This is a genomic window from uncultured Acetatifactor sp. (genome assembly GCF_948601915.1).
In the GTDB taxonomy this organism is placed as follows: Bacteria; Bacillota; Clostridia; order Lachnospirales; family Lachnospiraceae; genus Acetatifactor.
The window spans coordinates 33,114-44,744 of sequence record NZ_CAPDXS010000024.1; the positions used below are offsets into that span (position 1 = coordinate 33,114).

The 11,631-nt window shown below is 57.1% G+C and carries 11 protein-coding genes; 5 read left to right on the plus strand and 6 right to left on the minus strand.

What is annotated here, in order from left to right; all coding sequences use genetic code 11:
• Positions 1 to 37: 37 nt before the first annotated feature.
• The gene (locus Q2B33_RS06050) at positions 38 to 1,192 is read right to left on the minus strand and encodes a helix-turn-helix domain-containing protein (protein WP_300815129.1); all 1,155 of its coding nucleotides are present in this window, start codon (positions 1,190 to 1,192) and stop codon (positions 38 to 40) included.
• 55 nt (positions 1,193 to 1,247) lie between these two features.
• Positions 1,248 to 1,502, minus strand: coding sequence for a hypothetical protein (locus Q2B33_RS06055; RefSeq protein ID WP_300815128.1), 255 nt, complete (start codon positions 1,500 to 1,502; stop codon positions 1,248 to 1,250).
• A 240-nt stretch (positions 1,503 to 1,742) separates the two neighbouring features.
• On the opposite strand from Q2B33_RS06055, the gene Q2B33_RS06060 reads away from it, so the two are divergent.
• The 3 genes from Q2B33_RS06060 (at position 1,743) to Q2B33_RS06070 (ending at position 5,670) form a co-directional block, all read left to right on the plus strand.
• Positions 1,743 to 1,910: a hypothetical protein gene (locus Q2B33_RS06060; RefSeq protein WP_300571711.1), complete on the plus strand. Its 168-nt coding sequence runs from the start codon at positions 1,743 to 1,745 to the stop codon at positions 1,908 to 1,910.
• 155 nt (positions 1,911 to 2,065) lie between these two features.
• A complete protein-coding gene (locus tag Q2B33_RS06065) occupies positions 2,066 to 3,247 on the plus strand; it encodes a sugar MFS transporter (RefSeq protein WP_300571709.1) in 1,182 nt (393 codons plus the stop codon).
• Positions 3,248 to 3,297: 50 nt separating this feature from the next.
• Positions 3,298 to 5,670, plus strand: a complete 2,373-nt coding sequence (locus Q2B33_RS06070) for a LysM peptidoglycan-binding domain-containing protein (RefSeq protein WP_300571707.1) — start codon at positions 3,298 to 3,300, stop codon at positions 5,668 to 5,670.
• A gap of 48 nt (positions 5,671 to 5,718) precedes the next feature.
• Here Q2B33_RS06070 and Q2B33_RS06075 read toward each other — a convergent pair whose 3' ends face one another.
• The 4 genes from Q2B33_RS06075 to Q2B33_RS06090 all read right to left on the minus strand — a co-directional run bounded on the left by Q2B33_RS06075 (position 5,719) and on the right by Q2B33_RS06090 (position 8,933).
• Entirely contained in the window at positions 5,719 to 6,465 is a 747-nt protein-coding gene (locus tag Q2B33_RS06075; RefSeq protein ID WP_300571705.1) for an HAD family hydrolase, read from the minus strand.
• Positions 6,466 to 6,524: 59 nt separating this feature from the next.
• Positions 6,525 to 7,151, minus strand: coding sequence for a hypothetical protein (locus Q2B33_RS06080; RefSeq protein WP_300797351.1), 627 nt, complete (start codon positions 7,149 to 7,151; stop codon positions 6,525 to 6,527).
• Positions 7,152 to 7,328: 177 nt separating this feature from the next.
• A complete protein-coding gene (locus Q2B33_RS06085) occupies positions 7,329 to 8,363 on the minus strand; it encodes a PD-(D/E)XK nuclease family transposase (protein ID WP_300571701.1) in 1,035 nt (344 codons plus the stop codon).
• A 225-nt stretch (positions 8,364 to 8,588) separates the two neighbouring features.
• On the minus strand, positions 8,589 to 8,933 hold the full coding sequence (locus Q2B33_RS06090) for an MATE family efflux transporter (RefSeq protein ID WP_296474860.1): 345 nt from the start codon (positions 8,931 to 8,933) through the stop codon (positions 8,589 to 8,591).
• A 143-nt stretch (positions 8,934 to 9,076) separates the two neighbouring features.
• Here Q2B33_RS06090 and Q2B33_RS06095 point away from each other — a divergent pair, with 143 nt between their 5' ends.
• Together Q2B33_RS06095 and Q2B33_RS06100 are read left to right on the plus strand one after the other, a co-directional pair.
• Complete coding sequence (locus Q2B33_RS06095; protein WP_300571699.1) at positions 9,077 to 10,240, plus strand: galactokinase; 1,164 nt, start codon at positions 9,077 to 9,079, stop codon at positions 10,238 to 10,240.
• Positions 10,241 to 10,482: 242 nt separating this feature from the next.
• Positions 10,483 to 11,631 (plus strand): UDP-glucose--hexose-1-phosphate uridylyltransferase (locus Q2B33_RS06100; protein WP_300913910.1); only part of this gene is annotated, 1,149 nt, incomplete at its 3' end.

Consider the following 11,631-nt stretch of genomic DNA (forward strand, 5'->3'; position numbering starts at 1 on the left):
TCCCGGGACGGGGCACTGTTTTTCCCATGAGGCGTCATCAAAGAAACGGCGCAAGGGACTTCAGGGCGTGGAGATCGCCGCCCCGCATAAGGCTTTCGGCCATCTTCTGCAGGGTCTTCTGAGGCAGGAAGGGATAGAGCCCGGAAATGTCCACATGGGCATCGTCAGGCAGCTTTTCCAGGAATCTGGCCAGAGCCTCTTCTCCCAGGAACGGCGCCAGGGCAACGATGTGGGACATATCCTGCCGGGGATCCGCGTTTTCTATCAGAGCGCCCAGGGCATCGCTGCTAAGGAAGGGGGCCAGTCCCCTGATGCCCTCCCAATCGTCCAGAGGCAGCATTTTCTGGACGAGCCTGTCCAGGGTGCCGCTGCTTAAAAAGGGAGCCAGACCGCGGACTTCGCGGATGTCCCCTTTTTCCTCCATTTTATCCACCAGGGCGTCCAGGGTGTCGCTGCCAAGGAAGGGTGCCAGCCTCTTGATGCCCTTCCAGTCGTCCAGAGGCAGCATCTTCTGGACGAGCCTGTCCAGGGTGCCGCTGCTTAAAAAGGGAGCCAGGCCGAAGATTTCGCCAATGTCCCCTTTTTCCTCCGCTTTATCCACCAGAGCGTCCAGGGTCTCGCTGCCAAGGAAGGGGGCCAGGCTGATGATGCCGGATATGTCCCCCTTTATGTCGGCCTCTGCCACCAGAACGTCCAGGGTCTCGCTGCTGAGGAAAGGGGCCAGCCCGGCGAGGTCCTTCAGGCTGTGCACCTGGGCCCTTTTGATGAGGGCATCCAGATACTTCTCGTCCAGAAAGGGGGCCAGCCCCGCGATTGCCTTCAGGTCGAGCTTCTCCCCGTCCTCCTGATTGTCCAGGCTGTCGTCCACCAGCCGGGCCATGTCGGCGGGGGGCAGGAGCGGGGCCACCTCCTGGATTTCCTCTATGGTGACGGGCTCCGCGTCCGCCTTGGAGGGCTCTTCCTTTTCTATGATCCGGCTCAGCGTCCTGGAAGCGCTGTCCGTGCCCAGGAGCTCATCCACGCCGATTTCCAGGATCTGACAGAGCTGCTCCAGCTTGCCGATGTCCGGGCAGGAGCTGCCCCGCTCCCAATTCGAGACGGCCTGATAGCTGACCTCCATGGCGTCCGCCAGGTTCATCTGGGTCATGTTCCGGGCAATCCGGGCCTCTTTGATTTTCCGTGCTACTTTCATGGTATCGAACATAATCTTTCTCCTTTTCTTCTTCGCGCTTTTCGCGGGTGATGGTTCAGGAATGTGCTGCCGGTGACGCGCCTGCCGTCCGTTCCATGGTACCAGTATAGCCTATCCGCCTTAAAATGGGAATCAAGAGTTGCTTGAGGCGGTATCTTTCCAGGGGCTTCCCGGGCGCGCCCGCGCTGTCCTTCATGGCGGCACGGCGGGGAGGCCGGCCCAGGAAGGGTAGGGGGTGGATGGCGGCGGGGGAAGTGAACAGGGGCACGTCAAATACATAGTCTTCTTTAAGCAAATTCGTTTCAAACATGGTTTCAAGCATAGGTTTCTCCTCTTTTCCTTTTACGCAGTATAGAAATACCGGTGCATCGGTGGCGGTTGGGCTCACCGGGTTCATGCTGGCAGTATAGCCCATAGACGGGGAACTGGGAAGAAAGCGCTGCTTGAGTTTGGGACTAAACAGGCGCTTGAGGCCGGGATTGGCCGGGGGTATGCCGCATATCCGCGAAAGATTCTTGACAGGGCGGCGTGTTTTCATTATACTGAAACTGTGGATCGGGGAGGGCACCCATGGCAAAAAACGGCATTCACGGGGAACATCCAGGGACAGGCCAAAGCGTCGGCGCTGGAGAGGATCGTGATCCGCAGGGAAGTCGCGAACCAACAGCTCCTGGAGTTCTATATGAACGTGTACAAGGATTTGAAGGCCCAGTCGTGAGTTTGTAAAAGCATCCCACAAAAATGCAATGTGAAGAGCATTCATTTTTGTGGGAGTTTTTTGTCTGGAGAAATGGATATCGGTATTGATAAGTGCCAGGCCATGGGATATAATCTCATCATGAAGGGATTATGGGACGGAGGAAAAGCATTTTCATGAAAAACCGATATGACAAAACGATCACAGCCTGCTTCGTGGGATATATCGTACAGGCGATCGTCAACAATTTCACGCCGCTATTGTTCCTGTTCTTCCAGAGGAGCTACCGGATTCCTCTGTCCCAGATTACGCTGCTGGTGACGTTCAACTTTGGGGTACAGCTGCTGGTGGATCTGCTCTCCGTGGGATTTGTGGATAAGATAGGGTACCGGGTGTCCATGGTCATGGCCCATGTGCTGTCGGCGGCTGGGCTGATACTGCTCACAGTTCTGCCGGAGGCGTTGCCCTCTCCCTTTGCGGGAATCCTGATTGCGGTCATGATCTACGCAATCGGGGGAGGGCTCCTGGAGGTCCTGGTGAGCCCGGTGGTGGAGGCGTGCCCCTCGGACAATAAGGAGAAGGCAATGAGCATGCTCCACTCCTTTTACTGCTGGGGACATGCGGGGGTGGTGCTGATCTCTACGGTTTTCTTCGGTGTGGCAGGGATCCAGAACTGGAAGATACTGGCTGTCATCTGGGCGCTTATTCCTATGGGGAACGCGTTCGCCTTTGCGAAGGTGCCCATCGCGCCGCTGATCGAGGACGGGGAAGCGGGCCTGGGATTAAAGGAGCTGTTCCGGATGAAGGTGTTCTGGATTCTGCTGGTGATGATGGTATGCGCGGGGGCCAGCGAGCAGGCGGTGAGCCAGTGGGCCTCCACCTTTGCGGAGAAGGGGCTTGGCATCTCCAAGACTGCGGGGGACCTGGCCGGGCCTATGGCCTTCGCGATTCTCATGGGGTCCGCCAGGCTGTTCTACGGGAAATACGGAGACCGGATTCACCTGGAGCGCTTCATGGTCTACAGCTGCTGCCTGTGCATCCTGTCCTATCTGGGGGTGGCCCTTTTGGCGATTCCCCAGCTGAACCTCATTGCCTGCGCCGTCTGCGGGCTGTCAGTGGGAATCATGTGGCCGGGAACCTTCAGCAAGGCGGCCGCGGCGCTGCCAAGGGGCGGGACGGCCATGTTCGCGCTGTTGGCCCTGGGCGGGGACATCGGCTGCTCCGGCGGGCCTACGCTGGTGGGGATGGTGTCGGGAGCGCTGGGGGACGACCTGAAGATGGGGGTATTGGCCGGCGTTGTCTTCCCGGTGCTGCTGTTGGCGGGAATCGCTCTTCTTGGGAGGAAAAGGGGGGCATAAAAAGGCAGGGCAGTTCAGGGAGAATGCGGGTGGCCGGAAGGATAAAACATATGGCAAAAAATTTATATCGGAATACCGGAACCCTTACCGTCTGCATGGCGGCGCTTGGCCTGCTGCTCACGGCCTGCGGCGCGTCTGCGGGAGGGGCAGGCGAAAACGGATGGGAAGCTTCCGATACGGGAAAGGCTCCCGGCGGAGACGGTATCGGGGGAGAGGCAAAAAGCGCCCAGCCGGAGGAAGAAGCGAAAGAATGGCCGGGGGAGCAGGATAGCTGTAAGGTACAGGAGCTTGGAGGATATCTGTATGGGCATGTTTCCGCAAGTCCCTATGCCAGCGCGGAAATTATGATAAAGGGCTATGAGGGGGAAGCGCTGGAAAGCGACTGGGACGCGCCGTCGGCTTTTCGGTTTGCGGGAGAGGCGGAGGTGACATGGCGTTTCTACAGTTCTCTTGCGGAAATGGAGACGGCGTTGAATGAGGTTTCCCGGCGGGAAGCGGAGGGAGCCTCGCTGCGCTTTCTGTACTATACTTTCCCCATGACGGAGAACGTCCACGCCCTTGAGCTGTACCATGATCTGAAGAGGAGATTCGATACGGAAGAGCATCCCCTGACGGTATGGAGCATGGACAATGGGAAGCTGCTCTGCTTTTTACAGGAAACGCTGAAAATGGAGGACGGCTATGAGCTTATCTATCTGCGCCACCAAAGCTCGAAGGTCAATCTCTATGTGAAGGATAGGACGGCATACGGGCTTACCCTGCTGGATGCGCCGTCGGAGGAGGATGAAACTCTGGAGTATGTGTTTACGGATATTTTCCAGAGCTACGGCAGTTTGGGGAGCGGCTGGGGGCTGGATGAGGAAACTCTATACTGGATTGACCATGATGAACGGCTGACCGAGCTGGAGGATCCGAAGCGCAGCTTTCTGGAGGTCCGTGGAATCGATGAGAATTGGGAATATGCCGGGGACGAAGGGGTTATGCGGTATTTTGGCCTGCTTGTGGAGGCCGATTACGAGCTGGCGCTGACGGAGGGCGGCAGGATGCTTTCTCTGCACTTCTCGCTTTCCGAGGAGGAGGGGCAGGAAGAGGATTCTGTTTCCGATTACATATATGACTTCAGGAAGGACGCCATTATTTCCGCCATCGGTTCTCTGGCGGAGAGCGGGGACGGGGCTTCCGCGGAGGAAAAGGAAACGGCGGCAAAGGAGGATGCGGAACCTCGCTACTATCTTCTGAACGGCTTTTGTATGAAAGAGCCCTATGACATGACGGTCACGGATATGGAGACCGGGGAAACGCTGCAGGAGCAGAGGATATCCCTGAGCATTGAGCTGCCGGACACGATTACTTATCCGGACCTGAACGGCGACGGTTACGCGGATATGCGGGTCGGTGCGCCGGTTCATCAAAACGGCGCAAAAGCGGAGGAGGAATCTTTTACGCCGCCCTCTTATCTGCTCTGGGATTCGCGGACGGAGCAGTTTGTGCGCAAGACGGAAAAAGAGGTGGAAAACAGCAGGCGGGCGGTGGCGAACGGCTTAACGGAGGAAGAGCAGGAGGAAAAGACAAAGCGGGAAAGGCGTAATCCTTTCGAGCCGGTTCAGGAGCTGCCGGAAGGAGCCGAGCCGGAGGACTATATCAGGCTCACAGGGGATAAGCTGCTGGAATACCAGGCGCGGGAAGGAGACAGTCTATGGCGCATCAGTGAACGCTTTTACGGAGACGGATGCCTGTGGGCCACCATCCTGCGGGCCGGGGATGCACCGGAGGATCCTAATTATCTGCCTGTGGGCGAGACGGTGTCCATGCCGGAGGTTTCCTATATCCGCAGGAATCCGTATTCCAGGGGCGGCCTGCGCTCCGAGGGGAGCTTCCAGATAGAAAAGCCGGACGGGTTTGCCCATTATTTTCTGGCCAGCGATGTGGCTTATGTCTCCTGGAAAGAGGAGAATCAGATTCACAGTCTGCCGGTGACGAACCCCGTGGGAGAAAATCCCTTTCGGGAGCCAAAGGACTGGGAGGCGTTTCAGGCGGAGGCCATACGGTGCAGCCAGGAGCTTTGTCCGGGAAGGGTGTCGGACCTTACCTTTGAAAAGTATCATATGGAGGATGGCTGCGATTTGTATGGGTACTCCTTTGCGTATGATACGGGGGAAGAGATTATAGAGTATGTGGACTTCTTCAAGTTCGGCAAAGCCAATATGGCGGAAGTGATCGGCGTGCGCCAGCAGGAGCCGAACACTGTGCTGGTGAATACCGTCCGGTACATGGCGGCCAGCTTTACCGATTACGGAGGCAGGCCGGGCATGGGCTGGGGGGATGATGCGGGGCCCAACGTGGGGGCGGATCTATGGGAGTATCCTTACCTTCACAACCTGTTTGAGGCGGCCAGGAAGCAGTTTGAAAATCCACAGTTCTAATGAGGATTCGCACCGTACATCCCCGCGCTGTGAAATCCCTGCTATTTACTACTCCTCGTCAAAGCCTTTTTGTTTTGAAGTAAGGGGCGTATAACCCGGGAGTGGCGGAAAGTCAAGCCCTTTTTCAAAATACCGCAAAATGTCAAAAGGCTCTTCCGCCGTCAGGAAACCGGGCAGGCTGTCGCGCCTGTGGGGGAGTTCATTGGTGTACCATTTGGCCTGGATGGCCTCCATTCCTGCCGCTCTGGCGCCGGGAAGCTCATTGCTGCCGCCGTCCCCCACGAAGACGCACTCCTTTGGGGAGACGCCCAGCAGGTCGGCGGCCTTTCTGTAGATGCGGATATCCGGCTTCTGCAGCTTTGCCTCGTAGGACAGAATCACCTGGTGGAAATAGCCGTATATCCGGCTCTGCCTGATGACAGTCACTTCTTCCGAGGAGCAGTTGCTGACGATGGCCAGCTTGTATCCCGCCGCTTTCAGGCGGTCCAATAGCCCATATACATCCGGGTGGACATGCTCGAAGCACAGGGACTTGGTCTCTGTCCGTTTGCGGATGATCAGGGAAAGGGTGGAATCATCGACAGGCTTGCCGCATTTTCCGCAGACATACAGGATGGATTCAGGGAAGCTTATCTCGCCGATATATCGTTCCGCCTCCTTTTCGTCCCAGTAGGCATCGAAGCGCCCTCTTTCCAGGCCTAAATCGGCGCACATTTCGTTTTTGGTATATTTTTTATGGCCCCATTCGGTGATTAGGGTTTCAAACAAATCGAAGATGACTGCTTTGCGCTCCATGGATGTCCCCTCTTTCTCTATCCGCTTTCCATCGCTTTTCCTATGCTATGGGGCGTTCCTTATTCCGCTTTCCTCTTCACGGCGCAGTAGGCAAAACAGGAAAGGGTGCTGTAGTATTCGAACTCGACGCTCACGGGAGAGATTGGTTCATACCCATGTTTCTCAGCCTGCTCATGGATGGGCCCGTACAGCTCGAACACTTCGCACTGTTCCTTGCCAAGCAGCTTTTGCGGAACCTCTGCGCTGTCATAGTGGACGCGGATGTACAGGGAGGCGGGCGTCCGGTATAGGTTGTACTGTTCATCCTGCTGCGCAGTGGCAACCTGCTGCGCAGTGGCAACCTGCTGCGCCGTGGCAACCTGCTGCGCCGTGGCAACCTGCTGCGCCGTGGCAACCTGCTGCATGAACATGATTCCCCGTGGCGCGCTGCCTCCCGGCCAATAATCCAGGCTGATGCAGCCGCTCCAGGACGGGGCCAGCAATTCCCGCTTCTCCACAGGCACAAGGGCCTGATACGCCGCCAGCAGCCCCGGGATGTCCGGCTCCCCCGTGGGGTTGGTGGCATGCCCCAGCGTGCCGCACCAGATGGCCTCCTCCCGTTCCACGATGTCGAAGCGGATGCCTTTGTCATGAATCGTGTCTACCAAGGTCTCGCCGGGGAATAGGAAAATCTGTTCTCTGTCCATTGCTTGTCCTCCTAGCATCATACATGAATTTATCGTTCGCGGCAGCCCTCCCGTTCTTCCATGAGGGTGTCAAAGATATGGTTCAATCTCCTGACGATACCCTTGTCTTCTGTAGGCTGACGAAAAAGCCATAATCTGTCCCCAGCCCCTGGAAGATGGCAAGGAGGGCTGGGGGAGTCATGTTTTCTGGGATTCCCTGTCTGGCATGGCCAGGGAGATGAACTGTTCCAGGCTTTCGGCCCGTTTGAGGGCCAGGATCCAATAGTCGAGGGTTTCCGGATTCATCTCCGCGAGGATTCTGGATTTCACGGCCTCCGGTATCTGGCCGAAATCTGACAGTTGCAGAAGTATCATTTCTGCCTTGGCTTTTGCGACCAGATATTGCTCAGCTTTTGCCATGGCATCCTCATACCAGCGTTCCAGAACCTGGAGGTTCCGCTCCGCCAGGATGCGCTCCCGCTCTTCCTGGGAGACAGTGCCAGTCTTTTCCAGTAGGCGTATGGCTTCGTTCGCTTTTTCGGCTGCGGTAGCCCTTGCCCTGATAACCTCTTCGCCTTCCCACATCTTCATATACGCTAACCCCACTTCCCTGTCTGCCTTCACTTTCGTCACCATCTCATGCAGCCGCCTCAGGCCCTTCGTCCGCGCGTTCGCTTCGGTGGATTCCGCCATGTACCGGGTGAGCTCCCGGAGCTCCTCCGGTGGATTCCCCTCCTGCCCCTTTATGTAGAGGAACAGCGTCCTGGCGCCGTCCTCGTAGGGCATTACGGGCACTTCCACGCAGCCGTTCTTCACGGTATACACCATCCGGTCCAACCCGAAGGGGTCATAGGTGGTGATGAAGATGACCACCACATTCCGGAGCGTGCCGTAGCCTTCCCCGGCGGTCAGGTTCCCGGCATCAATCTTGGCATGGTAGAACCGGGCCCTCCTGGGCAATGCCTTCACATCCGCGGAGCTGCTGTTCTGGTCGGGCTCGATATCGAAGAGCTCCCCGTCCTCCTCGTCCAGGCAGACATTCAGCCGCACGCCGTGCTTCTCCGGACTTTCGCCATACCAGGTCTTCTGGGGCACCACCGTCAGGTGCCGGATGCTGCGCTGCAGGATGCACTCTAAGATGTAGCGGGCCGCTTCCTCCCCGTAGACCTTGTGGGAGGTCAGGCTGTAGACTAAAAAATCGTCCACCAGGTTCATTTCTTGCAGTTGTTTCATTTCTCCTCCTTTTCTAGGCAGGAAATACGGACTGCTGCGCCAGAAGCTCCTGCCTTGTAAGTTTAATGGGTTTCAAAGCATAGAGTTTCTGAATGAGACCTTTAGATGGTTGAGATGATTTAAGCGTCTTCAAGAAATATGCTTTATGATTACATCATAGCATATCTGGCCGTATTGTCAATGCAGCTTGTCGGTTTTTGTCAAAATTCTTTGAAGCCAGGCCTTTTATGGACGGGCTTGCCTGACGGCTTTCACATCCCTGTGGTACATTAAGCTGCAGATGACTGCCAATACGGCTTCCACCACAGGCTGCACCGCTATGACGCCGTCCAGCTGCCAGAAGCGGTTCAGGAGGATGACGCCCGGGATGAACGGCACGGCGTTGCGCAGCACCGTGATGGTCAGTGACTTCACTGCCTTCCCCAGCGCCTGGAAATAGCTGGTCATCATATTGATGATGCCGAGCAGCGGGACGGACAGGCAGAGGATTGTCAGGAAATATCCGGTCTGCCGGATCAGGGCGCTGTCCTGGAGGAAGATGGAGGCAAGGGGCTTTCCGAATTGTCGCATGTATATTGTCCGCGGGACATCTTTCTCCATCATTTAACATTTTGACAGGTACAAAAAACAAATGAATGTGGCGGTCCCACAGCTTTTCCGTGTATAATGGATTTCAGATGACAGCGCATGGAAGGGCGCGGAACGGAGGCAACATGAAGAACGAGATTTTGAAACGGTTTGAGGAAGTATTTGGAGGCGGCGAGGGCGTGAAGGCCTATTTCGCGCCGGGCAGGGTGAACCTGATCGGAGAACATACCGACTATAACGGCGGGCATGTGTTCCCCTGCGCCCTGACCATCGGCACCTACGGCGCGGCCAGGAAGCGGGAGGACAATAAGCTGCGCTTCTATTCCATGAATTTCGAGAAGCTGGGCATCATCGAGTCCTCTTTAGATGAACTGGTGTCCGCCAAGGAGGCAGGCTGGACCAACTATCCCAAGGGGGTCATGTGGGCCTTCGGCGAGAAGGGCATGAAAGTGCCTGGCGGCATGGACCTGATGCTGTACGGGAATATCCCCAACGGCTCCGGCCTGTCCTCCTCCGCGTCCGTGGAGGTGCTCACCGGGTACATCCTGCGGGATTTCTTCGGCTTCGACGTGACGAACCAGGACCTGGCCCTGATCGGACAGTACGCGGAGAACAACTTCAATAAAGTGAACTGCGGCATCATGGATCAGTTCGCCATCGCCATGGGAAAGAAAGACAACGCCATCTTCCTTGACACGGCTGATCTTTCCTTCGAGTACGCGCCCATCGTGCTGGAGGGGGCGAAGATCGTCATCGCCAGCAGCAACAAGAAGCGGGGCCTTGGGGACTCCAAGTACAATGAGCGCCGCAGCGAGTGCGAGACGGCCCTGGCGGAGCTGCAGCAGGTGGTACAGATAAACGGCCTGGGAGATTTGGACGAGGAGACGTTTGAAAAATATCAGTCCGCCATCCAGGATGATGTGCGCAGGAGGCGGGCGAAGCACGCGGTGTATGAGAACCAGCGCACCGTCCGGGCGGTAGCGGCCCTGAAGGCCAACGATGTGGCCCTGTTCGGCCAGTTGATGAATGCCTCCCATGTGTCCCTGCGGGACGACTACGAGGTGACGGGCGTCGAGCTGGACACGCTGGTGGAAGAGGCCTGGAAGGTGGAGGGCGTCATCGGCTCCAGGATGACCGGCGCGGGCTTCGGCGGCTGCACCGTCAGCATCGTGAAGGACGAGGCCATCGACAGCTTCATCGAGAAGGTGGGCAAGGCCTATCAGGAAAAGATCGGATACGCGGCGGACTTCTATGTGGTGGAAGTGGGCAACGGGCCTGTGGCGCTGTAAAACTGCGGCTCCGGTGTCTTCTTGAAATCTCGCCGGGGAGCAGGGGAAAGGGGATAGCCCATCCGCTGCTTGACAGGATCCTTCAGGACGCCGGGTTTTCAGATGGTCTTAGAAGGAAACGGATTCTGCATTATGCAGAAAAACTGCAGGAATTGAATACAGGCAATGAATACAGGCATTTTACAGGTCGGGAGCTTACAAATCAGGAATCATACAGGTTACGGAAAGGCGGCGTGGCAGGGATGGAGAGAATAGGAACTGATATCAGAAAACTGGTGTCCTACGGAATCAGGACAGGACTGGTTCCCAAAGAGGATGAGATTTTTACCATAAATAGATTATTGGAGCTGTTCGGGCTGGAGGAGATAGCGGAGCCGGAAGAGGGCGAGGATGGGAAATGCGGCGCGGCTCCCCAGGAAGAGGCTGCCACGGATCAGGCCGGAGAGGCCGCGCTTGCCGGGGAACTGGAGGAGATTCTGAACCGTATGTGCGACTACGCCTACGAGAACGGCCTCATCGCGGAGGACGGCATCGTGTACCGCGACCTCTTCGACACCAAGGTCATGGGGCTCTTGATGCCCAGGCCCAGCCAGGTCATCCGCAGGTTCCGGGAGCTGTACGAGAACGAATCCCCCAAAGCGGCCACCGATTATTATTACAGGCTCAGCCAGGATTCCGACTACATCCGCAGATACCGCATCGCAAAGGACATGAAGTGGATAGCGCCCACCAAGTACGGCGACCTGGACATCACCATCAACCTGTCCAAACCGGAGAAGGATCCCAAGGCCATCGCCGCCGCCCGGAACGCCAGGCAGTCCGGCTACCCCAAGTGCCTGCTCTGCCGGGAGAACGAGGGCTACGCGGGCCGGGTGAACCATCCCGCCAGGCAGAACCACCGGATTATCCCCGTGACCATAAACGGCAGCCAGTGGGGCTTCCAGTATTCGCCCTATGTGTACTACAACGAGCACTGCATCGTGTTCAACTATCAGCATGTGCCCATGAAGATAGACCATGCCGCGTTCTGCAAGCTGTTCGATTTCGTGAAGCAGTTCCCCCACTATTTCGTGGGCTCCAACGCGGATCTCCCCATTGTGGGCGGCTCTATCTTAAGCCACGACCATTTCCAGGGAGGCCATTACGAGTTCGCCATGGCCAGGGCCAAAGTGGAGAGGCGCTTCACGGCGGAGGGCTTTGAGGATGTGGCAGCGGGCGTGGTGAACTGGCCCATGTCCGTCATCCGCTTAAACGGTAAGGACAGCGACCGGGTCATCGCCCTGGCAGACCGGATTCTGGAGAAATGGCGGGAATATACGGACGAAAGCGCATTCGTATACGCTTACACGGATGGAGAGCCCCACAACACCATCACCCCCATCGCCAGGAAG

Excerpts from the sequence above, each read along its gene's own strand:
- Q2B33_RS06085 (WP_300571701.1), bottom strand. The coding sequence starts at position 8,363 with ATGAAACAACTGCAAGAAATGAACCTGGTGGACGATTTTTTAGTCTAC.
- Q2B33_RS06070 (WP_300571707.1), top strand. The coding sequence starts at position 3,298 with ATGGCAAAAAATTTATATCGGAATACCGGAACCCTTACCGTCTGCATG.
- Q2B33_RS06095 (WP_300571699.1), top strand. The coding sequence starts at position 9,077 with ATGAAGAACGAGATTTTGAAACGGTTTGAGGAAGTATTTGGAGGCGGC.
- Q2B33_RS06090 (WP_296474860.1), bottom strand. The coding sequence starts at position 8,933 with ATGCGACAATTCGGAAAGCCCCTTGCCTCCATCTTCCTCCAGGACAGC.
- Q2B33_RS06080 (WP_300797351.1), bottom strand. The coding sequence starts at position 7,151 with ATGGACAGAGAACAGATTTTCCTATTCCCCGGCGAGACCTTGGTAGAC.
- Q2B33_RS06065 (WP_300571709.1), top strand. The coding sequence starts at position 2,066 with ATGAAAAACCGATATGACAAAACGATCACAGCCTGCTTCGTGGGATAT.
- Q2B33_RS06055 (WP_300815128.1), bottom strand. The coding sequence starts at position 1,502 with ATGTTTGAAACGAATTTGCTTAAAGAAGACTATGTATTTGACGTGCCC.
- Q2B33_RS06050 (WP_300815129.1), bottom strand. The coding sequence starts at position 1,192 with ATGAAAGTAGCACGGAAAATCAAAGAGGCCCGGATTGCCCGGAACATG.
- Q2B33_RS06075 (WP_300571705.1), bottom strand. The coding sequence starts at position 6,465 with ATGGAGCGCAAAGCAGTCATCTTCGATTTGTTTGAAACCCTAATCACC.